Source organism: Streptomyces sp. NBC_00876, assembly GCF_045207435.1.
Classification (GTDB): Bacteria; Actinomycetota; Actinomycetes; order Streptomycetales; family Streptomycetaceae; genus Streptomyces.
Map to the genome: position 1 here is coordinate 1,490,960 of NZ_CP108800.1, position 25,043 is coordinate 1,516,002.

Genomic DNA, 25,043 nt, shown 5'->3' on the forward strand with positions numbered 1-25,043 from the left:
CCCCGCCCGCCGCAGCGGCATCTACGTTCTCGAAGTGGACACAGGGCGCGGCGCGCCCCGGCTGAACGGCCCGTCCCTTCCTCCGGGAGAACGCATGGCCCCGCCCAGCAGCAGCACGTACGCGGCACCGGCGAAACCCCGCGGGGGGTGGCTGCTGCGGCTGGGCGAATGGTGCGCACGCCATTTCGTCGTGGTCATCGTCGCCTGGCTGGTCGCACTCGGCGGGCTGCACGCGCTCCAGAGCGCGTTCGGCGGAACGTACTCCGACGACTTCAACCTGCCCGGCACCCAGTCGAACACGGGCGCCGAGCTGCTGAAGGCGCACGATCCCGCCGCGGGCGGCACCGGTGCGCAGGTGGTCCTGCACGATGCCCAGAAGCCCCTGACCGACGTGCAGAGCCAGGTCGACCAGGTGGTGGGCAACCTGCAGAAGCTGCCGCACGTGCTGTCCGCCCAGAACCCGCTGCCCTCCTCGTCCTCGGCGACGTCCACCGCGCTGTCCAAGGACGGCAAGACGGGGTACATCACCGTGCGGTTCGACGTGAACCCGACCTCGCTGGACCACGCCTACCTCGACGAGGTCGACACGGCGGTGAAGCCGCTGCGCACCGCCGGCGTGCAGGTCGAGTACGGCGGCCCGCTGGGCGAGCTCGCCAGGCCCGAGACCACGGACCTGACCAGCGAGGCCATCGGGTTCGCCGTCGCGGTGGTGGTGCTGCTCATCGGATTCGGCAGCATCATCGCCGCGGGCGTACCGCTGCTCACCGCGCTCATCAGTGTGATCGTCGGGCTGAGCTGTCTGGCGCTGGTGGCGGCGGCCACCACCTTCGCGAGCGTCTCGCCCACGCTCGCCACCATGATCGGACTGGGCGTCGGGATCGACTACGCCCTGTTCCTGATCACGCGTCACCGCCAGCTCGTCAAGGACGGCGCCGATCCCGTGCAGTCCGCCGGCCGGGCGGTGGCGACCAGCGGGCGGGCCGTGCTGGTCTCCGGCTGCACCGTCATCGTCGCGCTGGCCGGACTGTACGTCTCCCGGGTGAGCTTCATCGGCAAACTGGGCGCAGCCGCCGCGGTCACCGTGATCACCGCGGTCATCGGCGCGCTCACCCTGGTCCCGGCCCTGCTCGGCCTCGTCGGCAGGCGGATCGACCGCTACCGGGTCCGGCCGCCGGTCGCCGAGGGCGGGGCGGCACCCGGCACCCCGTCGCAGGGCGGCTGGCACCGGTACGCCCAGCGGGTGGAGCGCCGGCCCTGGTGGTTCCTGCTCGCCGGACTCGTCGTGGTGGGGGTCCTCGCGATCCCCCTGTTCTCCATCCGGCTCGGGCACATCGACGACGGAGCCGATCCGACCAGCTTCACCGACCGCCGCGCGTTCGACCTCATCTCCACCGGGTTCGGTCCCGGCGCCAACGGTCCCTTCACCCTGGTCGTCGATCAGCAGGCGGTGCCGAGCGCGGACCGCTCGGCGCTGGCGAGCAGCCTCCAGAAGGCGCTCACCGATGTCCCGGGCGCGGCCAGTGTGAGCCCGCTCCAGCCGACGGACGACGGCGCGCTGCTCATCGGCAGCGCCGTCTCCACCGAGGCCCCGCAGGACGCGGGCACGACCACGCTCTTCAACCACCTCAAGGACGATGTCCTGCCGCAGGGCGTGTCCGGCACCGCGGCATCCGCCTATGTGACCGGAACGACCGCGGCGCAGGAGGACTTCCTCGACATCATCGTCAGCCGTCTTCCCCTCATCATCGCCGTCGTGGTCGGTCTGGCCTTCGTGATCATCCTGATCGTGTTCCGCGGCGTCCTGGTCGCGGTGAAGGCCGCCGTCCTCAACCTCCTGTCGATCGCCGCCTCGTACGGGGTGGTGGTGGCGGTCTTCCAGTGGGGCTGGGGCGGTCCCTCGCTGGGCGTCTCCGGGACGGTGCCCATCGAGAGCTATGTGCCGATGATGATGTTCGCGATCGTCTTCGGGCTGAGCATGGACTACGAGGTGTTCCTGATCTCGCGCGTGCACGAGGCGTGGCTGCGCACCGAGGACAGCAAGGGGGCCGTGGCGCACGGGCTGGAGATCACCGCCCGGGTGATCACCTGTGCCGCCCTGATCATGGTCAGCGTGTTCGCCGCCTTCATCCTCAGCGACACCATCGTGATCAAGATGCTGGGGCTCGGGCTGGCGGTCAGCGTCCTCGTCGACGCCACGATCGTCCGGCTGCTGCTGGTGCCTGCGGTGATGACGCTGCTGGGGCGCAAGGCCTGGTGGTGTCCTCGGTGGCTGGACCGGGTGCTTCCCCACATCGACACCGAGGGCGAATCGGTCCCGCCGGTGGCCGCCGCGTGACGGCCTGTCCGGGGGTCACAGGGACGCGTACACGGCCTCCGTCAGCGCCGTCCTGCGCGGGTCGTTCGCGATGTGCGGGCCCATGCTGTTCATGACGTAGCCCAGCGCGACGCCGTTCTCCGGGTCGGCGAGGCCGCAGGAGCCGCCCGCGCCGTCGTGGCCGATGGCGCGCGGGTTGGGGCCGTACGAGCGGTCGGGCCCGCTCAGCCAGAGGCCGAGCGCGATCTCCGTCTCGTGGGCGAACCCCGCACCCAGCACCAGATCGCGGCAGCTGCCCTGGCCCTCGCGGACCCGTTCGGCAGCCGTCTCGGACAGGATCCGCCGGCCGTCCAGGCTGCCCCGCCCGGCCAGGACGCCGTAGAGCGCGGCGACCGCCCGTGCCGTGCCGTGGCCGTTGGCGGCCGGGATCTGCGCCGCGCGCCACTCGGGGGTGTTGGCGGCCGCCGCACCCGTGGGCGGATTGAGCAGCGAGGCGACGGCGACGGGCTCCATCTGCGCGAAGTACGCGGCCTGCCGGGCCCGGTCCGCCTTCGGGACGACGAGCTCGGCGACGCGCGGCGCCTCCTTCTGAGGCAGGCCGACGGTGAAGTCGATGCCGAGCGGTCCGGTCACCTCCTGTCGCAGGAACTCCCCCGGCAGCACGCCGCTGACGCGGCGGATCACCTCGCCGACCAGGAAGCCGTAGGTGAGCGCGTGGTATCCGGACCTGGTGCCCGGCTCCCACCACGGTTCGGTCGCGGCGAGCCGGGCGGTGGTCAGTTCCCAGTCGTAGAGCTCGGCCAGGGTGTGCGGTTCGCGGAGTCCCGCCAGGCCCGCACGGTGGGAGAGCAGATGCCGGACGAGCACGGCCTCCTTGCCCGCCGCGGCGAATTCCGGCCAGTACGCGGCGACCGGGGCGTCGAGGTCGAGCAGGCCCCGGTCGGCGAGGATGTGGGCGCAGAGCGCGACCGGCCCCTTGGTGGTGGACCAGACGTTGACCAGCGTGTCCCGTTCCCAGGGACGGGTGCGGGCGCGGTCCGCCCAGCCTCCCCAGAGGTCGGCCACGGGTGCTCCGTCGACCAGGACGGTGACGGCCGCACCCAGTTCGCCGCGCTCGTGGAAGTTCGCCTCGAAGGCGCTGCGCACCGCGGAGAACCGCTCGTCGCAGTGGCCGTGGATCTGCGGCACAGGGGACCTCCCTCGCCCGGTGCGTGCCGGGTCGGACCTGGTTCCCGGACAACGTACCGACTGGTCGGACCGACGGGAAGGGATGGGCGCCGCGATCCTGCACGGGCCGACCGAGGGGCGCTGCGCCGGCGCGCTCAGGTCTCCAGGCGCAGGCTCCAGCGGCGCGGCAGGCCGGTGAGGGTGATGGTGGAGAGCGGACGGACATCGACGTTCCAGTACGTCGACGGCGGGGCGTTCAGCGCGTAGACCAGGGCGGCCCGGACGACGGCGGGTTCGGCGACCGCGACGATCGCCCCGTCACAGGCGGGTCGGGTGTCCAGCCAGCCCCCGATCCGCGAGATGAACGCGAGCAGCGGTTCGCCGCCGTGCGGGGCGGAGCGCGGGTCCGTCAGCCAGGCGTTCACGGCCGCCGGTTCGCGCGCGGTGACGTCCGAGAGCGTGCAGCCCCGCCACCGCCCCATGTCGCAGTCGCGCAGCGCGGGCTGGACCAGGGGGGCGAAGCCGAGCGCCTCGCCGGTGGCCCGGCTGCGGGCGGTCGGCGAGCAGTAGCGCAGTTCGGCCGCGCCCAGGGGTATCAGGGCCGGGGCGGCGAACTGCACCGCGTGCCAGCCGGCCTCGTCGAGCGGCCGGTCGTCGTCGAAGCGCTCGCCGAGCAGGGAGGAACTGCGCGCTGCGGCGACGAGCGAGACTCGAACACTCATGGGCGAGATCGTGGAGCCGATCGCACGACAGGTCAAGAGTGCGTCCGCAAGCGCTTCCGGCTCAGCCGAACCGGAGGCACATCCACTGGTCCGGGTTCTCGAGCGGCTGGAAACCGACCTTCTCGTACACACCGTGGGCGTCGGCCGTGGCGAGCAGGAACCTGCGGACGCCCAGCGGGGCGAGGTGGTCGCGCGCGGCGGTGACGAGCCGGCCGCCGATGCCGTGTCCGCGGGCGGGGCGGTCGACGTACACGTCGCAGAGCCAGGCGAAGGTGGCGAGGTCGGTCACCACGCGGGCGTACCCGGCCTGTTCGCCCGTCACCGTGTCGTAGGCCCCGAAGTTGAGCGAGCCGGCGATGGCCAGGTCCTGGTGTTCCCGGGTGCGGCCCTCGGCCCAGTAGGCGTCGTTGGAGAGCCAGTCGTGGATCCGGGCGCCATCGAGCCGGGCAGGATCGGACGAGATCTCGTAACGGAGCGGTTGCGTTTCGTTCATGGCCGGAGACTATCGGCCGAGGTGGCCAGGGTCCCTTCCCAGGCGGTACGCAGCCGGCGCACCCCCTCGGCGATCTCCGCCGGTCCGGCGACGGCGCAGAAGCTCAACCGGACCTGGGGCGCCGGGGGTTCGGCGCAGAAGTACGGCCGGCCCGGCGCGACGGCGACGCCGGCGCGCAGCGCGGCGGCCACCATCGCGGACTCGTCCGTGCCGGCTTCGGCATCGGGCAGCCGCAGCCACAGACAGCCGCCGCCCACCGGGATGTGCTGCAGCGAGAGACCGGGCAGACCCTGGCGCAGCGCCACGGTCATGGCGGTGCGGCGGGCCCTCAACTCGGTGGAGACGGAACGCAGATGGCGGCCCCAGGCCGGTGAACCGACGAGTTCCAGGGCGGCTTCCTGGAGCGGCCGGGGAACGAAGAAGCTGTCGACGATCTGGATGGCGCGCAGCCGTTCGAGGACCGGGCCGCGGGCGGCGAGCGCGCCCACCCGGAGACTGGGCGAGGCGGCCTTGGTGAGGGAGCAGACGTGGACGACGACTCCGTCGGGGTCGTCGGCGGCCAACGGGCGCGGCAGCGGGCCCGCGTCGTCATGGACGAGGAAGCGGGCGAAGTCGTCCTCGACGACGAACGCCCCGGCCTCCCGGGCGATCCGGACGACCTCGGAGCGCCTGCCCTCGGCGAGGACCGTGCCGGTCGGGTTCTGGAACAGGGGCTGGCACACGAAGACCCGGGCCCCGGTGGCCCGGAACGCCTCCGCGAGCAGGTCGGGGCGGACGCCGTCCGCGTCGACCGGGACGGGCACCGGACGCAGTCCGGCGGCGCGGGCGGCGGCCAGCATGCCGGGGTAGGTGGGCGACTCGACGAGTACGGGCGCGCCGGCCGGGGCGAGCGCCCGCAGGGCGGTGGCCAGGGCGCTCTGGCCACCCGCGGTGATCAGCACGTCGGCTGCGGTGAACGCGGGTCCGATCTCGCGGGCGAACCAGGCGCGCAGCTCGGTGAGTCCGTCGGTGGGCGGGCGGCTCCAGGCCCCCGGACGGCGGCCGGCCCGGGCCAGGGCGGCCGCCAGGGCGCGTTCGGGCTGGAGCGAGCTGTGCAGGTAGCCGCCGTTGAACTCGATGACGCCGGTGGGCGGGGCGGCCAGGGAGACCAGGACGCCGGACGCGTCGACGGTGCGCGGCACGGCCCCGGGGCTGCCGTCGCCGCTGAGTGACACCTCCTGCCAGGAGGTGTCACCGGGGGGCGGTACGTCGCCGCGGGGGTGCGCCCGGAACGCACCGGCTCCGGGGCGGGTGACGACGAGCCCTTCCGTGGCGAGCTGCGCGATGGCCCGCGAGACGGTCACGGGGCTGGCCCGGAAGCGTTCCACGAGGGACCGGCTGGACGGAAGCTTCTCACCGGGCGAGTAGCGGTTCAGCTCGCTCCGGAGGTTGCTGGCCAGATCGGCCACACTGCTACGCTCATGCATGACAGCACAGGATAGCGCTACTCCCGGCTCCACGATAGCGGCCGGCCCGGCGGCGGGTGCACACCCCGGCGGCCCCGCGGCGAACGGCCCGGCATCGCCCGGCCCTGCGGGGGTTGCGCACCCCGCCGGCCCCTTGCTCCCCGCCGCCGGCCGGAGCGGGACGCTGCTCGCCCTGCTAGGGGTCGTCACGTTCTCGCTGACCTCCCCCTCCACCGCATGGGGCCTGGAGAGCTTCGGGCCCTGGTCCCTGGTGGCGCTGCGCAGCCTGCTGGCCGCCGCGCTCTCGGGCGGTCTGCTGCTCGCGGCCCGGGTGCGGGTGCCGGCGCGGGAGCACTGGGCCGGTCTGGCGGTGGTCGCGGGCGGTGTGGTGGTCGGGTTCCCGCTGCTGACCACGCTGGCGCTGCAGACCTCGACGACCTCGCATGCCGCGGTGGTGGTGGGGCTGCTGCCGCTGACCACGGCGGTGTTCTCCTCCGTACGGACCGGAGCGCGCCCTCCCCGTGCGTTCTGGATCGCGGCGCTCGCCGGGGCGGCCGTGGTGATCGTCTTCACCCTGCTGCAGAGCGACGGCACGGTGTCGGCGGGCGATCTCTTCCTGTTCGCCGCCCTGCTGGTGTGCGCGGCGGGGTACACCGAGGGGGGCAGGCTGGCGAAGGTGATGCCGGGCTGGCAGGTGACCGGCTGGGCGCTGATCCTCACCCTGCCGCTCTCGGTGGCGGGCGCCGCCCTCGCGTTGCCGTTCGAGCCGGTGCGGCTGACCGCGCACGGGGTGATCGGCCTGGTCTGGGTGTCGGCGGTCTCCACCTTCTTCGGCCTCTACGTCTGGTACCGCGGCATGGCGGAGATCGGTGTGGCACGGGCCAGCCAGCTACAGCTCGCCCAGCCCCTGCTGACCCTGTTCTGGTCGTTCTTCCTGCTCGGGGAGGACATCGCGGCGGCGGCTCCGGTGGCGGCGGTCGCGGTCCTCGTCTGCATCGCGGTCACCCAGCGCGCGGGGGCCGGCCGCCCGCCACGGCGGTGACCGGGCCGTCCGTGGCGGGGGTGGCGTCCGCGCCACCGGGCGAAGACGCCACCCGGTCATAGACTTGTCGACATGGAACGCCACCCGTGAGGAGGTCACTCCCGATGGAGGCACACATGGGCGACCGGCTGCTGACGCACGGCAGGACCGTGGGACAGCACGACCGGGTCGCAGAGATCGTCGAAGTGCTCGGGGACGGAGGCACTCCCCCGTACCGGGTCCGTTCCGACGACGGACACGAGCATCTGATCGCCCCGGGCCCCGACAGCATCGTCCAGCACACCGCCGGCCGGGACCCGGCGTAGGGTCTCTCGTCCGGATCATGCCGGACCCGCGAGCCCGGCATGATCCAAACGGAAAGCCCTGGGGGCGGCCGGTCAGCGGGGCGGGCGCGCCCGCGTCCGGTAGTGATCGGCCACCACCTGAGCCATGGCGCCCGCGCGGTCCGCGACCACGTCCTTCCCCGAGAAGAAGACGTGGCCGCGGACCTGGTCGTACCCGGCGGCGAAGTCGATGTGGCGGGAGAGCTCCGCCGGGTCCTGCCAGGCGGCGGGCTGGGCGGAGTCGCCGGATTTGTAGAGGGCCTCGCCGATGAAGAGGTCGACGCCCGTGCCCCGTACCACGTCATCCCACCAGGGCAGCAGCTGTGCGTAGTCGGCCGGGGCGAAGCCGATGTTCCAGTAGAGCTGCGGGCAGATGTAGTCGATCCAGCCCTTCTTGATCCAGCCGCGGGTGTCGGCGTACAGATCGTCGTACGTCTGCACACCCGCGTCGCCCGGCGAGCCGAGCGGATCGGTGGAGGCGTTGCGCCATACACCGAACGGGCTGATGCCGAACCGGACGCCCGGCTTGACCGCCTTGATCCGCTCGGCCGTCTCGTGCACCAGCTTGTCGGTGTTGGCGCGCCGCCAGGCGGCCCTGTCGGGGAAGCCCGCCCCGTACTTCGCGTACGTGGCACCGTCCGCGAACTCCTGTCCGGCCGCCGGGTACGGGTAGAAGTAGTCGTCCCAGTGGACGGCGTCGATGTCGTAGCGGCGGACGGCGTCGAGCATCGCGTCCTGGACGAAGCTGCGGACCTCGGGCAGCCCCGGGTTGTAGTACAGCCTCCCGCCGTACGGCAGGATCCAGCCGGGGTGGAGCCGCGCGGGGTGGGTGGCGGTCAGCCGGGAGGGGTCGGTGTGGTTGGCGACCCGGTACGGGTTGAACCAGGCGTGCAGTTCCAGCCCGCGGCTGTGCGCCTCCTGGACGGCCGTGCCCAGCGGGTCCCAGCCGGGGTCCTTGCCCTGGACTCCGGTGAGGCACTGGGCCCACGGCTCGTACGGCGAGGGCCAGAGCGCGTCGGCGGACGGGCGGACCTGGAGGATCACCGCGTTCAGCCGCCGCTCGACGGCCTCGTCGAGGTAGGCGATGAGTTCGGCCCGCTGTGTGGAGGCCGGCAGGCCCGGAGCCGAGGGCCAGTCGACATTGGCGACGGTGGCCACCCACATGCCGCGGAGCTCGCGCCGCAGCACATCGCGGGAACCGCCCGCGCGGCCGGGACGACCGGATTCCCGCGGGGCCGCGGCGGCGTCACCGGCCGCCGTGAGCGAGGCCACAGCCCCGGCCGCACCCGCCACAAAGCTCCTTCGGGCCATTTGCCGCATATCGCTGCACCTGCCGTCTCTCTGCTCTGGTCCGCATCCCCGCATTCCGGGCACAGAGCCGAGCATGCCCGCCCCGGCCCCTGATCCCGGGCAGGGCGCGGAGTAACGTCGTGGGGTCGTGGTGGAGCCCGGAATCAGACGGAAGCCGCCGAACGGAGAACAGCGAAAGGCACGAGGTGACGGACTCTATGGCCGACATTGCACGCGTCGGAGTGGTGGGCTGTGGCCAGATGGGCGCAGGCATCGCGGAGGTGTGCGCCCGCAGCGGCCTCGAGGTCAGGGTGGCCGAGACCACCGGCGAGGCGCTGGAGATCGGCCGCACCCGGCTCCACAACTCCCTCTCGAAGGCGGCCGAACGCGGCAAGATCACCGCTCACGAGCGCGACGAGACCCTGGCGCGTCTCAGCTTCACCACTGACCTCGGAGAGTTCGCCGACCGCGATCTCGTCATCGAGGCAGTGGTGGAGAACGAGGGGGTCAAGACCGAGATCTTCCAGGTGCTCGACCAGGTGGTGACCAGGAAGGACGCGATCCTGGCCTCCAACACCTCCTCGATCCCGCTGGTGAAGCTGGCCGTCGCGACCTCCCGCCCGGACCAGGTCATCGGCATCCACTTCTTCAACCCGGCCCCGGTGCAGCGGCTCGTCGAGCTGATCCCCGCGCTGACCACGTCGGACGAGACGGTCAAGCGGGCCGAGGCCATGGTGCAGGACGTGCTGGGCAAGCACCCTATCCGCGCCCAGGACCGCTCCGGCTTCGTCGTCAACGCGCTGCTGATCCCGTACCTGCTCTCCGCGATCCGGATGTTCGAGTCGGGTATCGCCAGCCGCGAGGACATCGACAACGGCATGGAGATGGGCTGCGCGCACCCGATGGGTCCGCTCAAGCTCGCCGATCTCATCGGCCTGGACACCGTGGCCTCGGTCGCCGACTCGATGTACGCCGAGTACAAAGAGCCGCTGTACGCCGCTCCCCCGCTGCTCCAGCGGATGGTGGACGCGGGGCGGCTCGGCCGCAAGACGGGGTCCGGCTTCTACCCGTACGCCTGACACCGCTCACCGCCGCGTGCGAGGGGCCGGCCGGTCCCTCGCACGCGGTGACGGTTCAGCCGAGCCGTAAGTGGTGGAGCATCATCAGCCCGGCCGCCATTCCCGCGGCCGGGACCTCGCCACGGGCGATCATGTCGGGCACCAGCTTGAGCGGTATCCACTCGCGCCGCGAGGACTCGAAGGCGTCGCTGGGGTCGCCGGTCCAGCCGGCCTCCTCGCCCCAGTAGAAGTGGTGCCGGGCATCGGTGAGCCCGTTCGACGGTTCCAGCGTCAGCAGCGGACGCAGCGGTCCGGGGCGCCAGCCGGTCTCCTCCTCCATCTCCCGGGCGGCCGCCGCGCTCGGGCTCTCGCCGTCCTCGACCACACCCGCGGCGATCTCCCAGCCCCAGCTGTCGGTGATGAAGCGGTGCCGCCAGAGCAGCAGGACCTCGTTGGCCTCGTTGACGACGGTGGCCGCGGCGACGGGGCGGAGCCGGATGACGTAGTGGTCGAGGTGGTCACCGTCGGGCAGGACGACATCCGCCTGATTGACCCGGAACCAGCGATTCTCGTACACAGTCTGTTCGTTCAGGTTCGTCCACTGCACAGTTCTGCCACCTTCTGACTCGTAGGTGGCCATATCGCAGCAGACCTGGGCTCACAGCGGTACGCGCAGGGATGCGTCGACGAGTTCGGCGGCCCGCTCCGCCTCGGCGCTGCCGCTCGCGACCAGATGCTCGCGCACCGTCCGCAGCCGGTCGCGCAGCCGCTGCGACTCCATGCCCCTGACCCGTTCCGCCATTTCCGCGGCCGTCACCGCGGCCCGGTCGGCCTCGCCCTGCCGCAGCTCGATCGTGGTCAGCATCGCCAGCCGGTGGACCCGGCCCCGGTCGTGCGCGGGGGTGCGCACCGCGGCCGCGGCGTGCGCCCTGGCCGCCGGCAGATCCCCGAGACCGAGCAGAGCCTCCGCCACCTGTACGTCGACCAGGCCCGGCTGGACGTACCCCGTCTCGTCCGGCTCCTGGCCGGGCCGGATGCGTCCGGCCTCCGACTCGGCACGCCGGATGCACTCCCGGGCACCGGCCCGGTCCCCGAGACGGGCGTACGCCTTGGCCTGCATCGCATGGAGATCCGCGGCCAGTGCGGGCGTGATGTCGCGGCCGGCGGCCCGCAGCGCCGCCTCGGCGAAGGCGACGGACTGCCGGTAATCGGCCAGGAACAGCGACTGGTTGACCAGCAGGGCGATCACATAGCCGCCGAGCCCCCGGTCCCCGCTCGCCTTGGCCAGGCGCAGCGCCTGGTGGAAGTAGCGCTGGGCGAGCCCGTGCGCGTCGGAGTCGTAGGCGCAGATGCCGGCGACGGCCACCAGAGCGCCCGTGGCGCGGTGCAGCTGACGCCCCATCGCATCGCTGTAGCCGCCGCGCAGCAGCGGGGCGGTCTCGGCGTTGAGGAAGCCGACGATGCGCGAACGCGTCGCGATTCCGCCTGCCCTGCGGTACATCAGTTCGTAGTGGGCACGGGCGGCCCGAAGGGTCGCTATGTCGGCCGCGCAGACGCGGGTCGGGCCGGCCCGGGACACGTCGGCGTCCTCCGGCGGGTTCTCCCACTCCCAGACGGGCATCACCGCGGTGGTTCCGGTGACCGCCGGGGCGGCGACGGCATGCGGGCGCTGCTGTTCGTCCGAGCGCCACAGGGCCGTGGCCCGCTCGACGAACCCGGTGAGCGAGGAGCCCTGCGCGGGCGGGTGGCCGCCGTCGGCGGCCAGACCGATGCCGTCGAGCGAGACGGCCCTGTTCAGGCGGTTGCCCAGCACTTCGCAGATCAGGTCGGGCACCTGGCCGCGCGGCCGCTGGCCCTTCAGCCAGCGGGCGACGGCGGTGTGTTCGTAGCGCAGGCACAGTCCCCGGGCGCGGCCGGCCTGGTTCACATGTGCGGCGAGCCCGGCCCGGGAGAAGCCCGCCTCGTCGATCAGAGCCTCTAGCAGAGTGTTGGGCTCCATGGCCCCCATTGCCCCCTCCGGTGGTTCGGCACGCCAGGACGTGTCGCCCCAGTGGAGCACGATTCACACGGGGTGTGAACGGAATGCCCGAACCGTCCCGCTGCGCACTCTGTTGCGCCGGTCCGCGGATCGCTTGACTGAGTCCCTCGCAAGAGGCGGCCGGGTCGTCTGCTCCCCCTCGTACAGCATGGCGACCCGCACCCGCGCCGTCCGTTCTGCCGACCTGCCCGACACTCCGCGGCAGTGCGGACGGCGCCGGATCGCACGACCCACTGCCCACGGATCGGAGGGTGGCTTCGGGGCCGGCCGGGAACCGGGTTCCCCCGGGCCGGGCCGGAGCCCGCGTGCGGTCCTCGCCCCTGTGCGAGCACACAGGAGGGGCGTATCCGGTGACCGGATACGCCCCTCCTCACTGTGTGCGGAACCGCGTGGAGCCTTACGCGCCGCGCAGCACCGCGCCCGTACGCACGGCGGCCAGCGCCACCGCCGCGTCCCGGGCGGCGCTCGCCTCGTCGACGGTCAGCGTGCGGTCCGCGGCACGGAACCGCAGCGCGTACGCCAGGGACTTGCGGCCCTCACCGATCTGCTCACCCGTGAAGACGTCGAACAGCCGCAGCGACTCCAGGAGTTCACCGGCGCCCGCGCGCAGCGCCTGCTCCACATCGGCGGCGGGAACGTCCTGGCCGACGATCAGCGCGACGTCCTGGGTCGCCACCGGGAAGGTGGAGATCCGCGGAGCCTGGAGGGCGCCGTCGGCTGCCTGCTCCAGAACGTCGAGCTCGACCTCCATGGCGCAGGTGCGCTCCGGCAGGTGGAGCTCCTTGACGACGCGCGGGTGCAGCTCACCGGCGTGCCCGAAGAGCGTCTCCTCGCCGTTGACCGTCACGTACAGCGCGGCGCAGCGGCCCGGGTGCCACGGCTCGTGCCGGTCGGCGCGGACCGTCAGGTCGACACCGGCCTCACGGGCGATGGTGCGGGCGGCCTCGACGGAGTCCGCCCAGTCGGCCGGGCGGCCCTTGCCCCACCAGCCGGCCTGCTCGCGGGCGCCCGCGAGGACGACGGCGGCATGGCGCGGCTGACGCGGCAGCGCGGCGTTGAGGGAGGCGATCTCCTCGTCCGAGGGGCGCCGGTCGACGGGCAGCCGGACGGGCTTCGTCTCCTGGCCGGTGGGCCTGAAGACGAGACCGGTCTCGAAGAGCGCCAGGTCGTGGCTGCCGCGGCCGTCGTTGCGCCGCAGTGCGCCGAGGAGGCCCGGCAGCAGCGTGGTGCGCAGCGACGGCTCCTCGTCGGAGAGCGGGTTGACGAGCCGGACGGTACGGCGGCGGGCGTCGTCCGCGTCCAGGCCCAGCTGGTCCAGGACGGCTTCGCCGGTGAACGGGTAGTTCAGCGCCTCGACGTAGCCCGCACCGGCGAGTGCCCGGCCGACCCGGCGGTGCAGCCGCTGGCGGTCGGTGAGCCCGCGGCCGGAGGGCGGCGTCGGGAGCGTGGAGGGGAGGTTCTCGTAGCCCTCCAGCCGGATGACCTCTTCGGCGAGGTCGTTCGGCTCGTTCAGGTCGGGCCGCCAGGACGGGGCGGTGACGAGGAGCTCGTCCTGCCCGTAGACGTCGCAGCCGACCTCCTGGAGGCGGCGTACGACGGTCTCGCGGCCGTACGCGACACCGGCCACCTTGTCGGGGTGGTCGGCCGCCATCGTGATGGTGCGGGGGCCGGACGGGGCGGCGACCTCGGTGACGCCGGCCTCGGCGGTACCGCCGGCGAGCAGCACCAGCAGGTCGACGGTGCGCTGCGCGGCCGCGGCCGCTGCCTGCGGGTCGACGCCGCGCTCGAAGCGCTTGGACGCCTCGGAGGACAGCTTGTGGCGGCGCGCGGTACGGGCGATCGAGATCGCGTCGAAGTGCGCGGCCTCGATGACGACCTCGGTGGTGTGCGCACCCTCGGAGGCGTCGGCGATCTCCGTGTTGGCCCCGCCCATGACGCCCGCCAGGCCGATGGGCCCGCGGTTGTCGGTGATGACGAGGTCGGCGGCGTCCAGGACGCGGACCGTGCCGTCGAGCGTGGTGAGCTTCTCGCCCTGCTCGGCGCGGCGCACCCCGATCGGACCGTCGATCCGGGTCCGGTCGTAGGCGTGCAGCGGCTGGCCGAGCTCGAGCATCACGTAGTTGGTGACGTCGACGGCGAGCGAGATCGGCCGCATCCCGGCCTTCTGGAGCCGGCGCTGCATCCAGATCGGGGACCGGGCCTCGGGCTGGAGGCCGACCACGGTGCGCGCGGTGAAGCGGGAGCAGCCGATCGGGTCGGCGACCTCGACGGGGTAGCCGTACGCGTTGGGCGCGGGCACGTCCAGGAGCGCCGGGTCGCGCAGCGGCAGGCCGTAGGCGATGGCGGTCTCACGGGCGACACCGCGCATCGACAGGCAGTAGCCGCGGTCGGGCGTGACGGCGATGTCGAGGACCTCGTCGACGAGCTGGAGCAGCTCGATCGCGTCGGTGCCCACCTCGTGCTCCGGCGGCAGCACGATGATGCCGTGCGTGCCGTCGTCGCCCATGCCGAGCTCGTCGGTCGAGCAGATCATGCCGTGCGAGGTCCTGCCGTACGTCTTGCGCGCGGCGATCGCGAAGTCACCGGGCAGCACGGCGCCGGGCAGGACCACGACGACCTTGTCGCCGACGGCGAAGTTACGGGCTCCGCAGACGATCTCCTGCGGCTCGCCGGTGCCGTTGGCGGTGCCGACGTCCACCGTGCAGAAGCGGATGGGCTTCTTGAAGCCCTCCAGCTCCTCGATGGTCAGCACCTTTCCGACGACCAGCGGGCCCTTGAGGCCGGCGCCGATCTGCTCGACCGTCTCGACCTCCAGGCCGACGTCGACGAGCTTGGCCTGTACATCACGGCCGGTCTCGGTGGGCGGCAGGTCGACGTACTCCCGCAGCCAGGAAAGCGGGACGCGCATCAGATCTCCATCCCGAAGGGCCGGGTGAACCGGACGTCGCCTTCGACCATGTCTCGCATGTCTTCTACGTTGTGGCGGAACATCAGCATCCGCTCGATGCCGAACCCGAAGGCGAATCCGCTGTACTTCCGGGGGTCGACGCCGCAGGCGATGAGCACCTTGGGGTTGACCATGCCGCAGCCGCCGAGCTCGATCCAGCCCTCGCTGCCGCAGGTGCGGCAGGGGCGGTCCGGGTTGCCGACGGACTCGCCACGGCAGACGTAGCAGACCATGTCCATCTCGGCGGACGGCTCGGTGAACGGGAAGAAGTTCGGCCGCAGCCGGGTCTTCATGTCCGGGCCGAAGAGCGCCTGGACCATGTGGTCGAGGGTGCCCTTCAGGTCGGCCATGGTGAGGCCCTCGTCGACGGCGAGCAGCTCGATCTGGTGGAAGACCGGGGTGTGCGTGGCGTCGAGCTCGTCGGTCCGGTAGACCCGGCCGGGGCAGACGACGTAGACGGGGGGCTCGCGGTCGAGCAGGGTGCGGGCCTGGACCGGCGAGGTGTGCGTGCGCAGGACGACACCGGACTCGTCGTTCTTGGCGCCGTCGGCACCCTGGACGAAGAAGGTGTCCTGCATCTGCCGCGCCGGGTGGTCGGGCACGAAGTTCAGGGCGTCGAAGTTGAACCACTCGGCCTCGGCCTCGGGGCCCTCGGCGACCTCGTAGCCCATGGCCACGAAGACGTCGGCGACGCGCTCCATGATGGTCGTCAGCGGGTGGCGGGCGCCGGCCGGGGTGCGGTCGTACGGCAGCGTGACGTCCACCGCCTCCTCGACCAGGACCCGGGCGTCCCGCTCCGCCTCCAGCTCCGTCTGGCGGGCCGCGAGGGCCCTGCCCACGGCGGCGCGGGCCTGGCCCACGCGCTTGCCCGCCTCGGCCTTGGCCTGCGGCGGCAGTGCGCCGATCTCGCGGTTGGCGAGCGACAGGGGCGAGGTACCACCGGTGTGCGCGGTCTTCGCCTGGGCGAGCGCGTCGAGGTCGCCCGCGGCGGCGAAGGCGGCGAACGCCTCGTCCCGGATGCGCTCGATCTCTTCCGGTTTCAGTGCCTCGACCTCGACTGGGTCGTACGACTTGTTCGGTGCCGACATCTCTTCCCGTACTTCCGATTGGCTGGTGGCGCGGCCCCGCTCGACGACCGGAGGACGCAAAGGTGCCAAAGGTCGAGTCTAAGGGCCACAGGATGCGGGGGCCGCCCGTGGTCCGCTCAGGCCCGCTACTTCATGTAGGCCGGCGTGCTCACGGGCAGGATAAATCGGAACTCGGCGCCGCCCCCGGGGCCGCGGCCGACCGTGATCGTGCCGCCGTGCGCCTCGACGATGCCCTTGACGATGTAGAGGCCCAGGCCGGTGCCGCCGCGCTTGCTCCCCCGCCAGAAGCGGGTGAAGACACGGCTCATCGACTCCTCGGGGATGCCGGGACCTTCGTCGCTCACAGTGACGGCCGCTCCCCTCTCGTCGCTCTTCGCCGGTGCGGGTGCCACCTCGATGGTGACGGTTCCCTCGCCGTGGCGCACCGCGTTTTCCAGCAGGTTGCCGAGCACCTGGTCGACCTTGTCCGGGTCGGCCCACACCGCGGGCAGCGGCTGGCAGGTGCGGACCAGGAACCGGCCGGGGTCCTGGCCGGACGCGGTGAGCGCCTGGACATGGCGCTCGACGGCGGCGGAGAGGTCGACGGGCTGGCGGCGCAGCTCGAGTCGCCCCGAGTCGATCCGGGAGATGTCCAGGAGCTCGGTGATGAGCCGGGTAACCCGGTTGGCGTCGGCGTCGACGGTCTCCAGCATCAGCCGCTTCTGGTCGTCGGTGAACCTCTCCCACTTGGCCAGCAGGGTCGCGGTGAAGCCCTTGACGGACGTCAGCGGCGAGCGCAGCTCATGGGCGACGGTCGCGATGAGCTCGGCGTGACTGCGTTCGTTGCGGCGGCGGGCCTCGGTGCCGCGCAGGCTGACCACGACCCGGCGCACGGGCCCGGTCGGGCGCTCGCGTACGTAGCGGGCGGAGACGAGGACCTCGCGGCCGCCGGGCAGCAGGAGGTTGCGTTCGGGCTGTCCGACGCGGGTGGCGAGGCCGCCGTAGGGGTCGGTCAGCTCCCACCAGCGGCGGCCCTTGAGGTCCTCCAGCGGCAGTACGTGCTCCAGCGGGCGGCCGAGGGCCGAGGCGCCCGGCACGGCGGTGATCCGTGCGGCGGCGGAGTTGAAGCAGATGACCCGGCCGCTCTCGTCGGCGACGACGAGCCCGTCGGGAAGGTCGTCGGGGTCCAGCGCCAGCGCCCGGCCGCCCGGTCCGAAGTCCGCGACGCTCACGCCGTCGGCGTCCCCGTCGGCGTCCCCGGCGGCGCGCACGACGGCCGCGTGTGTCGCCCGCGGCCCGCTCATGCCGACAGCCATATTCCCGTACCCCACCTCTCGAACCGGTGCAGTGGGCCCCCGAGTTCGTCACCCTACTAGTCGTCGGTGACGGAGCGACACCCTGCGGGGGCTCTGCGCCGGGAGCGGCGCAACGCGGTGGGTCAGCGGCCGTCGCGGGCCGGGCGCTGGGCGCGGGCGGAGGCGTACAGACAGACCGCCGCGGCGGTGGCCAGGTTGAGGCTCTCCGCCTTGCCGTGGATCGGCACGCGCACGACGGCGTCGGCCAGTTCCCGGGTCTCCTCGGGCAGGCCCCAGGCCTCGTTGCCGAAGACCCAGGCGGTGGGTCCGCCCATGGTGCCCGCGTCGAGCTCGTCGTCGAGGTCGTGCTCGCCCGCGCCGTCCGCGGCAAGGATCCGTACGCCCGCGTCCCGCAGGCCCTGCACGGCCTGCTCGACGGGGACGCCGACGGCGACCGGCAGGTGGAAGAGCGAACCGGCGGACGCGCGCACGGACTTGGGGTTGTACAGGTCCACGGAGGCGTCGGTGAGGACGACCGCGTCGGCGCCCGCGGCGTCGGCGCAGCGCAGCACCGTACCGGCGTTCCCCGGGTCACGGACGTTCGCCAGGACGGCGACCAGCTTCGGCCGTGCGGCGATGACCGCGTCGAAGGGTGAGTCGAGGAAGCGGCAGACGCCGATCAGCCCCTGCGGGGTGACGGTCTGCGACACGTCGGCCAGGACCTCGCTGTCGGCGAGGTGCACCCGGGCGCCCGCGTCGAGCGCGGCGTCGACGATGGCTTCGTAGCGCTCGGCCGCCTCCACGGTGGCGAACAGCTCGAGGAGGGTCGGCTCGCCGTCGCTGCCGCGGTGGCCGGCGGCCTCGCGCACGGCCTGCGGCCCCTCGGCGATGAACCGGCGCTCCTTGCCGCGGAAGTTGCGCCTGGCCAGCCGCCGGGCGGCGGCGACCCGTGGCGATCGCGGGGAGATCAGTTCAGGGATGCCCATGGTCGGCGGCGAGCCTCTCTGCGTACGAAGGTGCAAGTCGTGCAACGCACCGGACCCGCAGACGGCGAGCGCCTGCGGGTCCGGCTCGGAAACCGAGAAGTGCGGCCTGGATCAGGCGGCCTTCGGGGCGTTGACGTCGCTCGGGAGGGCCTTCTGGGCAACCTCGACGAGGGCGGCGAACGCGTTGGCGTCGTTGACCGCGAGCTCGGCCAGGATCTTGCGGTCCACCTCGATGTTGGCGGCGTTCAGACCCTGGATGAGGCGGTTGTACGTCATGCCGTTCTGGCGGGCCGCAGCGTTGATGCGCTGGATCCACAGCCGACGGAAGTCGCCCTTGCGCTTCTTGCGGTCGTTGTAGTTGTAGACCAGGGAGTGGGTGACCTGCTCCTTGGCCTTGCGGTACAGGCGCGAGCGCTGACCGCGGTAACCGCTGGCGGCCTCGAGAATTGCCCGGCGCTTCTTGTGGGCGTTGACTGCCCGCTTGACGCGTGCCACTTGTTAACTCCTTGTAGCGGGGCCGTGGTCGTACTCACACGGCCCGGAAACGAATTGGTCCCGGTCGGATCGAGGGCGCGTTCCCGGTGTCACCGGGAACGACGGCCTCACTTGCCGAGAAGCTTCTTGATCTTCTTGGCGTCGGCCGGAGCCACGACGACCGTGCCGGACAGCGAGCGGGTCTTCTTGGACGACTTGTGCTCGAGCAGGTGGCGCTTGCCGGCCTTCTCACGGAGCACCTTGCCGGAGCCGGTGATCTTGAAGCGCTTGCTGGCACCGCTGTGCGTCTTGTTCTTCGGCATAGCGCCGTTCTCTCCTCGTCAGTGGCGCCCCTCTCGGTGCGGGCACCGGAACGCAGGGGCGTCAGATCTTGGTGGGATTCCGGGGGGACCCGGGGGCGCCTGGATGGCAGCCCCCGAAGGTCACGCCTCGGAAGGTGTCTCGGCCGGAGCCTCGGAGGTCGCCTCGGCCGGAGCCTCGACAGCCTCGTCCGCAGTCTCGGCGTCGTCGTCGTGGGTGTAACCCTGACGCTCCGCCTTGCGGGCGGCCTGGGCCTCGCGGGCCTCGGCCATGGCTTCGGTCTTCTTCTTGTGCGGGCCCAGAACCATGATCATGTTCCGGCCGTCCTGCTTCGGGTTGGACTCGATGAAGCCGAGTTCCTCCACATCCGAAGCCAGACGCTGGAGCAGTCGGAAGCCCAGCTCCGGGCGGGACTGCTCACGACCACGGAACATGATCGTGATCTTGACCTTGTCGCCCTGCTTGAGGAACCGGACGACGTGACCCTTCTTGGTGTCATAGTCGTGCGGGTCGATCTTCGGCCGGAGCTTCATCTCCTTGATGACCGTGTGCGCCTGGTTCTTGCGCGCCTCACGGGCCTTCATGGCCGACTCGTACTTGAACTTCCCGTAGTCCATGAGCTTGCACACGGGCGGACGGGCGGTAGCCGCCACCTCGACCAGGTCGAGGTCGTACTCCTGTGCGAGTTCCAGGGCCTTGGCAAGCGGAACAATCCCGACCTGCTCGCCGCTGGGACCGACAAGTCGCACCTCGGGTACGCGAATCCGGTCGTTGATGCGGGGCTCGGCGCTGATGGATCCTCCTCGGTAGCACCACGCGGCCGTCTGGCGGACAGCCACGTAACGTCTGTTTCGACAGACCAACCGCATCAGGACAAGAAAAATGCCCCGGACGGGACACAGGCGGGGCTCCAGAACAACCGGAACACCGCCGCGGTCAACCGCGGGGCGCATCGGGCGGCTCCATCGTCCGTACGGAACGATGGGCGCCACCTGACCGGTGACCCGCCGTCCTGAGGACGGCCAGGTGGGAGATCGGAGCCTCCACTTGTGGGCCGGGCACATAGGTACCCAGCCGGTCGTTACACAAGGTTAGCAGCTCCCCCGGAGTGGTGCGAACCTCGCATCGGGGGACGCGACGGCCGGGGCCGGTGCGCGGCTCCCGGCGACGGGAGCGTCCGGCCGTGGGCCTATCGTATGGCGCATGAGTGACGCGACCCCCAGCAGCAATTCCCCCGGCTTCGACGAGATGGCCCGCGACATCGCGGAGGTGCCCGCCGTCGAGGTGATCGTGACGGTCGCCGTCAATCTGATGAGCGCCGCCGCCGTGAAGCTCGGACTGACCGAGGACGGCGACGAGCACAAGGACCTCGACGAGGCCCGCAAGCTGGTCCACGCGCTGGCCGGCCTGCTGGACGCGAGCACCACCGAGATCAGCTCCTTCCACGCGGCCCCGCTGCGCGACGGCCTGAAGTCGCTGCAGCTGGCGTTCCGCGAGGCCTCGCTCGTACCGGACGAGCCGGGCAAGGGTCCCGGCGAGAAGTACACCGGCCCCGTCTTCGGCTGAGCCCGCCCCTTCCGTTCCAGGTGTCCGTGAGCCCCCTGCCCGACCCGGCAGGGGGCTCACGGCGTACGGGGCCCGGTCAGGCCCGGACGGGGTGCTCCAGCCGTCCGGGAGCCGGGTGGGTCAGCCGGTGGGCGAGCGCCGCGATCACTCCGCCGGCCAGCGGGGCGACCAGAAACAGCCAGAGCTGGGAGAGCGCCGCCCCGCCCGCGAACAGCGCCGGTCCCAGACTGCGCGCCGGGTTGACCGAGGTGCCGGTGAGCGGGATGCCGACCAGGTGGACCACGGCGAGCGCGAGCCCGATGGGCAGACCGTCGAAGCCGATGACGGCGACCTTGTGGGTCACCGCGAGCACGACGAAGACGAGCAGGAACGTGAGCATCACCTCGGCGAGGAAGGCGCCGCCGACGTTGATGTGCACGTCCGAGCGGTCGCCGTAGCCGTTGCTGCCGAACGTTCCGCTCGTCTTCAGTCCGGGCACCTGCTTGGCGAGCAGGAACAGCAGGGCCGCGCCGGCGATGCCGCCGAGGAACTGCGCGATCCAGTACGTCACCGCGGTCCGCACGTCGATCCGCCGGGCGGTCAGCATCCCCAGCGTCACCGCGGGGTTGAGATGGCAGCCGGATATCGGGCCCAGCGCGTAGGCGAGGGCGAGGAGCACGAAGCCGAAGGCCAGCGCGATGCCGACGGTCCCGATGTACTGGGCGCCGAGCACCGCCGATCCGACGGCGAAGAACACCAGCAGCAGTGTGCCGAGGAACTCCGACACAGCTGTCCGCGTCTGCATACAACCACCTCGCGAAGATCGAATGTTGTCCGATTCGTTCGCAATTCTCCGGCCGGTGGCGGCTTCGTGCGCGTTGGGCCGATCGGGTGATCAGCGCGTGAACAGGGCCTCACCGGGCGTGTGCGCACCGGCCGGGATCAGTGCCAGATCCAGGCCGCGGACCAGCCGGGCCCGCAGCACCTCGTCCGCCGCCAGCGCCCGCGCGAGGCGGCCGGCCGCCTCGGCGGGGTCGGCGCTCTCCTCCAGTACCAGCGCGAGCGTGCCGTCGGCGCGGCCGGGGCCCAGGTGGGCACGGAGCACCGCGGGTTCGGCGGCGACGGCGTCCCGTACCGCCGAGATGACGGCGGGGTCGTCCAGCGGGTCGGCGCTGGTGCGGCCCTCGGCGAGGGCGAGCAGGGCGGAACCGGTCAGTTCGAAGGCCACCGGCCCCGCGAGGTCGAGCACCACCGTGTCGGCCTTCTCGTGCACGGCGGCCTGGAGTGCCTGGTGCAGGGGTACGGCGACGGGGCGGGCCTGCGGGTCCCAGCGGGCCAGCGAGGCGGTGGAGGTGAAGGCGGGCAGGGCCCGGCGGTCTCCGGCCTGGAGGGTGGGAACCGCCATGTCGCTGGTCTTCTCGCGGCGCAGCCCGTTCTCGTCCTCCTCCACCTCACCGAGGACGGCCACCACGGGAACCAGGAGCCGGGCCCCCCTGAGCGCTTCGAGCACCGGGCCGACGGCCTTGCGGTCCTCGGCCCAGGCGGCGAGTGCCGCGGTCAGTGCGGGGTCGGCCGTGCCGTCGTCGTCGGAGTACCCGGGGTCCGGAATGTTCTTCTGCGCCACGGGGCGAGCCTAGTGCCTGGGCATTCCCATCCCGCCGACAGGTCGGCCCCAGCCCGCTCTCAGCCGCGGTTCCCGGCGTCCTGGCCATGTCCCGACACCGCGTACCCGGATCCGCCCTGTCCGTCACGGCCGCGCTCGTGCCGGCCCTGACGGCCGCCGGGGGCGCGTATCTGACCGGCCGGTCCGCGGATCACTCACCGGCGGCCGTCGCCTCCGTATCGTCCGTGTCGCCCGCCGTCTGCTCTCCGGCCGCGGCGCCGAGAAGCGAGGAGCCGGTGGTGGATCTCGACGCGGAACCGGCCGGGGCCGTCGAACCGCTGCCAGTCGGCGGCGGAGCCGGCCGTGGAGGTGCTGAGGGCCGCCGGGTGAGGCCGGGTCAGCGGCCGGGGCGGGAGGCCCGGACGCTCCTGCCGCGCCACAGCACCACCGCCAGTGCCAGCAGGACCGCACCGAGGCCGCCCGCCGCCGGGGCGAGCCAGCCGGCTGGGCCGTCGTCCTCGGGCTGCGGGGTGGGGCCGGCTCCGAAGTACCGCTTGCGGTAGCCGGCCGGGGCGGAGTCGGTGCGCAGCCCTTCGGGGCGCATCGTTTTTCCGGCTTTGACGGCCGCGGCCGGGTCGACGATGCCGTACCCGCGCGCGTCGTCGCGGCCGGCGGCCGGGGAGCTGCGCGCGGTGTCCGTGAGGAGCTTCTTGATCTGGGCCGGCGTGAGGCCCGGATGGGCGGCCCGGACCAGCGCGACCGCGCCGGAGACGAACGCGGCGGCAGCGGAGGTGCCCCACTCCACGTAGTACTGGCGGTCGGGTGCGGGGACGACGATGTCGACGCCGGGAGCGCTCACCGTGGCGTACCAGCGGCGGGTGGAGAACGAGGCGTGGGTGCCGTACCGGTCGACCGCGGCGACGGCGATCACGCCCGGGTAGGCGGCGGGGTAGGAGATGTGATCGCCCTTCTCGCCCCCGTTGCCGGACGAGGCGACGACGGCCGCGCCCTTCTTCAGCGCGTACTGGACGGCGGCGTCCTCACCGGGCTCCGGGTGGGCGGACTCGCTGTCGTCCCCCAGGGAGAGATTGATGACGTCGGCCCCGTGGTCGGCGGCCCAGCGGATGCCGTCGGCGAGGGCCGTTCCCCGGGACTTGCGGGCCTTGGCGCGGGACGGGTCGTTCGCTTCGAGGATGACCCGGACAGGGAGGATCTTCGCCTCGGGCGCGATGCCGAGTACCCCCTCCTCGCGTCTGCTGCCGTGCCCCCGGCCCGCGATGATCCCGGCCATCGCGGTGCCGTGCCGCGCCCAGGACCGGTCCCCGCGGCCTGCTCCGAAGCCGATCATGTCCTTGCCCGGCAGGACCTGACCCGCCAGGTCGGGCAGGCTGCCGTCGACCCCGGTGTCGACGACGGCGACGGTGATCCCCTTGCCCCGGGTGGTCTGCCAGGCCCGGTCCGTGTGCAGGGCGTCCAGGCCCCACTGCTGGGCCCTGATGGTGTCCGCCCCGGCCGGGGACGCGGGCAGGAGCGCGAAGGCGGTGGCGGCGCAGAGCGCGCCGAGGACGCGGCGGCGGGCAGGGCGGGTCATTCCGGCTTCTCCGTGAGGTCGGCGACGGTTCTGCGCAGTGCGCGCTCGACCCGGTCGGCAACTCCCCTGGCCTCGTGCCCGAGTCCGGCCTGGGCGGCGGCGGTCGTGGCACGGGCGGCCATGGCCTTGGCGGCGGGCTGCGGGTCGGTGACCTTCCGGCCGTCGGCGAAGCCGGAGACGGCGAACACCACGACGGGCACCTCGGTCAGGACGTGCACGGTCCAGCTGGCGCGCTGCCGGTCGCCGAATCCGGCGGCGGGGCTGTTCTCCACGGCGTAGGCGCGGGGCATCAGGTCCGTGCGCGTGTCGAGGTGCTCGCCGGCGAACCGGGTGCTCAGCGCCCGCATCGCCTCGGTGCCGGCCTCGGTGAAGACCAGTCCCACCGTGGTGACGCTGCTGCTCGTCGCGTCGGTGTACGTGGCGCGCAGCAGGCGGGCGCAGCCGACCGGACGCAGCGTCTTGAGCAGCAGCGGGTCGAGTGCGCCCGTGCACCCGCTGTCCGGGGCGACGGCGATCCTGGTCCAGACCCGGTCGGCGCCGCCCGGCCCCGCGCCGTCCCCCTTCAGGGTGCGGGGGAACAGGGTGTCCACGGGGATGCTGTGCCAGGCGCCGCGGCCCACGGTGTACGCGCTGTGGGCGGCCGGATCGGCCGAGGAGTCGCTGACGAGCCAGCTGCCGGTGACCGCCCCGCCGATCAGCCCGAGGCCGAGCACGACGCAGACGGCGGCGGCCGCGGTCCTGAACGGATGCCGGGCCCGCAGCGGGCGGAGCCGGGTGGCGGTCTCGGAGGGTGTCCCGGCCGGGGCGTGGTCGTGCGGGGGCCGGTAGGGGTACGGAGCGGTGGTGCCGGCGGGCCGTGGGGGCGGTCCGCCGAGTTCCACGGCGCCCACCGGCCGGCGCCGGGTCGCCTCGGGCGGCGCCGGAGGGCGCGGCGGGAAGCCTGCGGGGGCGGGGGCCCCGGCGGCCTCCGCCCGTTCGGGCGGAGCCGGGGGCACGGGACGCAGCCGGGCGGTCGTCTCCACGGAGGGCGGAACGGCGGGCGGTACGGCGGGCGCCGGCGGGGCGGCTGGACGGTCGGCAGGCGGCTCGACACGGGCCGGCGGCGCGGCGGGTGCAGGCGGGACGGTCGCGTCCATCACCGGTGCGGCGGGCTCCACGGGTGCCGGTACCGGTGGCGGCGGCTGGACGGCCGGTGGGGTGGTGGGGCGTGGCGGGACGGGAGCGCGCTGCGCCTCGGTACTCATCCGCCCCCCTGGTCCGTTCCGTACCGCACGCGGATCGCCTTCACAGGCAGGCCCGTTGCTCGCCGCGTGACCGTCACT

General features: G+C 72.7%; 23 protein-coding genes. 5 read left to right on the forward strand and 18 right to left on the reverse strand.

The window, feature by feature from the left end:
* Positions 1–94: 94 nt before the first annotated feature.
* Positions 95–2,335: an MMPL family transporter gene (locus OG782_RS06500; protein WP_406448436.1), complete on the forward strand. Its 2,241-nt coding sequence runs from the start codon at positions 95–97 to the stop codon at positions 2,333–2,335.
* A 15-nt stretch (positions 2,336–2,350) separates the two neighbouring features.
* On the opposite strand, the gene OG782_RS06505 is transcribed toward OG782_RS06500, so the two are convergent.
* The 4 genes from OG782_RS06505 to OG782_RS06520 form a co-directional block, all read right to left on the reverse strand.
* Positions 2,351–3,502, reverse strand: coding sequence for a serine hydrolase domain-containing protein (locus tag OG782_RS06505; RefSeq protein WP_406448437.1), 1,152 nt, complete (start codon positions 3,500–3,502; stop codon positions 2,351–2,353).
* A 134-nt stretch (positions 3,503–3,636) separates the two neighbouring features.
* Positions 3,637–4,203: a histidine phosphatase family protein gene (locus OG782_RS06510; protein WP_406448438.1), complete on the reverse strand. Its 567-nt coding sequence runs from the start codon at positions 4,201–4,203 to the stop codon at positions 3,637–3,639.
* A 61-nt stretch (positions 4,204–4,264) separates the two neighbouring features.
* Positions 4,265–4,696 carry a GNAT family N-acetyltransferase gene (locus OG782_RS06515; protein ID WP_406448439.1) on the reverse strand — a complete coding sequence of 144 codons (432 nt, stop codon included), beginning with the start codon at positions 4,694–4,696 and terminating at the stop codon, positions 4,265–4,267.
* Positions 4,693–6,162 (reverse strand): PLP-dependent aminotransferase family protein, encoded by a 1,470-nt coding sequence (locus tag OG782_RS06520; protein ID WP_406448440.1) that lies wholly within the window; start codon positions 6,160–6,162, stop codon positions 4,693–4,695. Before OG782_RS06520 ends, OG782_RS06515 begins: the two co-directional genes overlap by 4 nt.
* On the opposite strand from OG782_RS06520, the gene OG782_RS06525 reads away from it, so the two are divergent.
* Positions 6,161–7,183 carry a DMT family transporter gene (locus OG782_RS06525; protein WP_406448441.1) on the forward strand — a complete coding sequence of 341 codons (1,023 nt, stop codon included), beginning with the start codon at positions 6,161–6,163 and terminating at the stop codon, positions 7,181–7,183. The two genes, OG782_RS06520 and OG782_RS06525, sit on opposite strands and share 2 nt — an antisense overlap.
* Before the next feature lie 104 nt (positions 7,184–7,287).
* On the forward strand, positions 7,288–7,488 hold the full coding sequence (locus OG782_RS06530) for a DUF1918 domain-containing protein (protein ID WP_406448442.1): 201 nt from the start codon (positions 7,288–7,290) through the stop codon (positions 7,486–7,488).
* A gap of 72 nt (positions 7,489–7,560) precedes the next feature.
* On the opposite strand, the gene OG782_RS06535 is transcribed toward OG782_RS06530, so the two are convergent.
* Positions 7,561–8,826, reverse strand: a complete 1,266-nt coding sequence (locus OG782_RS06535) for a glycoside hydrolase family 10 protein (protein ID WP_406448443.1) — start codon at positions 8,824–8,826, stop codon at positions 7,561–7,563.
* A 188-nt stretch (positions 8,827–9,014) separates the two neighbouring features.
* On the opposite strand from OG782_RS06535, the gene OG782_RS06540 reads away from it, so the two are divergent.
* Positions 9,015–9,875 (forward strand): 3-hydroxybutyryl-CoA dehydrogenase, encoded by an 861-nt coding sequence (locus OG782_RS06540; RefSeq protein WP_406448444.1) that lies wholly within the window; start codon positions 9,015–9,017, stop codon positions 9,873–9,875.
* A gap of 55 nt (positions 9,876–9,930) precedes the next feature.
* On the opposite strand, the gene OG782_RS06545 is transcribed toward OG782_RS06540, so the two are convergent.
* The 9 genes from OG782_RS06545 to infC all read right to left on the reverse strand — a co-directional run bounded on the left by OG782_RS06545 (position 9,931) and on the right by infC (position 19,851).
* Positions 9,931–10,461, reverse strand: coding sequence for an NUDIX domain-containing protein (locus tag OG782_RS06545; RefSeq protein ID WP_406448445.1), 531 nt, complete (start codon positions 10,459–10,461; stop codon positions 9,931–9,933).
* Between the two features lie 51 nt (positions 10,462–10,512).
* On the reverse strand, positions 10,513–11,853 hold the full coding sequence (locus tag OG782_RS06550; RefSeq protein WP_406448446.1) for a transcriptional regulator: 1,341 nt from the start codon (positions 11,851–11,853) through the stop codon (positions 10,513–10,515).
* A gap of 436 nt (positions 11,854–12,289) precedes the next feature.
* Entirely contained in the window at positions 12,290–14,800 is a 2,511-nt protein-coding gene (gene pheT / locus OG782_RS06555) for a phenylalanine--tRNA ligase subunit beta (protein ID WP_406448447.1), read from the reverse strand.
* Entirely contained in the window at positions 14,800–15,927 is a 1,128-nt protein-coding gene (gene pheS, locus OG782_RS06560) for a phenylalanine--tRNA ligase subunit alpha (protein ID WP_406448448.1), read from the reverse strand. The genes pheT and pheS overlap by 1 nt, the downstream gene beginning before the upstream one ends.
* Before the next feature lie 125 nt (positions 15,928–16,052).
* Complete coding sequence (locus tag OG782_RS06565; protein ID WP_406448449.1) at positions 16,053–17,222, reverse strand: ATP-binding protein; 1,170 nt, start codon at positions 17,220–17,222, stop codon at positions 16,053–16,055.
* 122 nt (positions 17,223–17,344) lie between these two features.
* Positions 17,345–18,187 carry a TrmH family RNA methyltransferase gene (locus tag OG782_RS06570; RefSeq protein ID WP_406448450.1) on the reverse strand — a complete coding sequence of 281 codons (843 nt, stop codon included), beginning with the start codon at positions 18,185–18,187 and terminating at the stop codon, positions 17,345–17,347.
* 111 nt (positions 18,188–18,298) lie between these two features.
* Positions 18,299–18,682, reverse strand: coding sequence for a 50S ribosomal protein L20 (gene rplT, locus OG782_RS06575; protein ID WP_024494113.1), 384 nt, complete (start codon positions 18,680–18,682; stop codon positions 18,299–18,301).
* Between the two features lie 107 nt (positions 18,683–18,789).
* On the reverse strand, positions 18,790–18,984 hold the full coding sequence (gene rpmI, locus OG782_RS06580) for a 50S ribosomal protein L35 (RefSeq protein ID WP_173311612.1): 195 nt from the start codon (positions 18,982–18,984) through the stop codon (positions 18,790–18,792).
* A gap of 120 nt (positions 18,985–19,104) precedes the next feature.
* Positions 19,105–19,851, reverse strand: a complete 747-nt coding sequence (gene infC, locus OG782_RS06585; RefSeq protein WP_406448451.1) for a translation initiation factor IF-3 — start codon at positions 19,849–19,851, stop codon at positions 19,105–19,107.
* 334 nt (positions 19,852–20,185) lie between these two features.
* Here infC and OG782_RS06590 point away from each other — a divergent pair, with 334 nt between their 5' ends.
* On the forward strand, positions 20,186–20,548 hold the full coding sequence (locus OG782_RS06590) for a DUF1844 domain-containing protein (RefSeq protein ID WP_406448452.1): 363 nt from the start codon (positions 20,186–20,188) through the stop codon (positions 20,546–20,548).
* Between the two features lie 76 nt (positions 20,549–20,624).
* Here the strand turns inward: OG782_RS06590 and OG782_RS06595 are convergent, their stop codons facing one another.
* The 4 genes from OG782_RS06595 to OG782_RS06610 all read right to left on the reverse strand — a co-directional run bounded on the left by OG782_RS06595 (position 20,625) and on the right by OG782_RS06610 (position 24,965).
* Positions 20,625–21,332, reverse strand: coding sequence for an MIP family channel protein (locus OG782_RS06595; RefSeq protein ID WP_406448453.1), 708 nt, complete (start codon positions 21,330–21,332; stop codon positions 20,625–20,627).
* A 90-nt stretch (positions 21,333–21,422) separates the two neighbouring features.
* On the reverse strand, positions 21,423–22,151 hold the full coding sequence (locus OG782_RS06600) for an SseB family protein (RefSeq protein WP_406448454.1): 729 nt from the start codon (positions 22,149–22,151) through the stop codon (positions 21,423–21,425).
* Between the two features lie 376 nt (positions 22,152–22,527).
* Complete coding sequence (gene mycP / locus OG782_RS06605) at positions 22,528–23,721, reverse strand: type VII secretion-associated serine protease mycosin (protein ID WP_406448455.1); 1,194 nt, start codon at positions 23,719–23,721, stop codon at positions 22,528–22,530.
* Positions 23,718–24,965 (reverse strand): hypothetical protein, encoded by a 1,248-nt coding sequence (locus OG782_RS06610; protein WP_406448456.1) that lies wholly within the window; start codon positions 24,963–24,965, stop codon positions 23,718–23,720. Before OG782_RS06610 ends, mycP begins: the two co-directional genes overlap by 4 nt.
* Between the last annotated feature and the right edge of the window lie 78 nt (positions 24,966–25,043).

What these genes read in the sequence shown, in the direction of transcription:
- OG782_RS06530 (WP_406448442.1), top strand. Translation starts at nt 7,288, where the DNA reads ATGGAGGCACACATGGGCGACCGGCTGCTGACGCACGGCAGGACCGTG.
- OG782_RS06500 (WP_406448436.1), top strand. Translation starts at nt 95, where the DNA reads ATGGCCCCGCCCAGCAGCAGCACGTACGCGGCACCGGCGAAACCCCGC.
- mycP (WP_406448455.1), bottom strand. Translation starts at nt 23,721, where the DNA reads ATGACCCGCCCTGCCCGCCGCCGCGTCCTCGGCGCGCTCTGCGCCGCC.
- OG782_RS06610 (WP_406448456.1), bottom strand. Translation starts at nt 24,965, where the DNA reads ATGAGTACCGAGGCGCAGCGCGCTCCCGTCCCGCCACGCCCCACCACC.
- OG782_RS06570 (WP_406448450.1), bottom strand. Translation starts at nt 18,187, where the DNA reads ATGGGCATCCCTGAACTGATCTCCCCGCGATCGCCACGGGTCGCCGCC.
- pheT (WP_406448447.1), bottom strand. Translation starts at nt 14,800, where the DNA reads ATGCGCGTCCCGCTTTCCTGGCTGCGGGAGTACGTCGACCTGCCGCCC.
- OG782_RS06510 (WP_406448438.1), bottom strand. Translation starts at nt 4,203, where the DNA reads ATGAGTGTTCGAGTCTCGCTCGTCGCCGCAGCGCGCAGTTCCTCCCTG.
- infC (WP_406448451.1), bottom strand. Translation starts at nt 19,851, where the DNA reads ATGCGGTTGGTCTGTCGAAACAGACGTTACGTGGCTGTCCGCCAGACG.
- OG782_RS06565 (WP_406448449.1), bottom strand. Translation starts at nt 17,222, where the DNA reads ATGGCTGTCGGCATGAGCGGGCCGCGGGCGACACACGCGGCCGTCGTG.
- OG782_RS06535 (WP_406448443.1), bottom strand. Translation starts at nt 8,826, where the DNA reads ATGCGGCAAATGGCCCGAAGGAGCTTTGTGGCGGGTGCGGCCGGGGCT.
- OG782_RS06590 (WP_406448452.1), top strand. Translation starts at nt 20,186, where the DNA reads ATGAGTGACGCGACCCCCAGCAGCAATTCCCCCGGCTTCGACGAGATG.
- pheS (WP_406448448.1), bottom strand. Translation starts at nt 15,927, where the DNA reads ATGTCGGCACCGAACAAGTCGTACGACCCAGTCGAGGTCGAGGCACTG.
- OG782_RS06520 (WP_406448440.1), bottom strand. Translation starts at nt 6,162, where the DNA reads ATGCATGAGCGTAGCAGTGTGGCCGATCTGGCCAGCAACCTCCGGAGC.
- rpmI (WP_173311612.1), bottom strand. Translation starts at nt 18,984, where the DNA reads ATGCCGAAGAACAAGACGCACAGCGGTGCCAGCAAGCGCTTCAAGATC.
- OG782_RS06525 (WP_406448441.1), top strand. Translation starts at nt 6,161, where the DNA reads ATGACAGCACAGGATAGCGCTACTCCCGGCTCCACGATAGCGGCCGGC.
- OG782_RS06515 (WP_406448439.1), bottom strand. Translation starts at nt 4,696, where the DNA reads ATGAACGAAACGCAACCGCTCCGTTACGAGATCTCGTCCGATCCTGCC.
- OG782_RS06595 (WP_406448453.1), bottom strand. Translation starts at nt 21,332, where the DNA reads ATGCAGACGCGGACAGCTGTGTCGGAGTTCCTCGGCACACTGCTGCTG.
- OG782_RS06540 (WP_406448444.1), top strand. Translation starts at nt 9,015, where the DNA reads ATGGCCGACATTGCACGCGTCGGAGTGGTGGGCTGTGGCCAGATGGGC.
- OG782_RS06550 (WP_406448446.1), bottom strand. Translation starts at nt 11,853, where the DNA reads ATGGAGCCCAACACTCTGCTAGAGGCTCTGATCGACGAGGCGGGCTTC.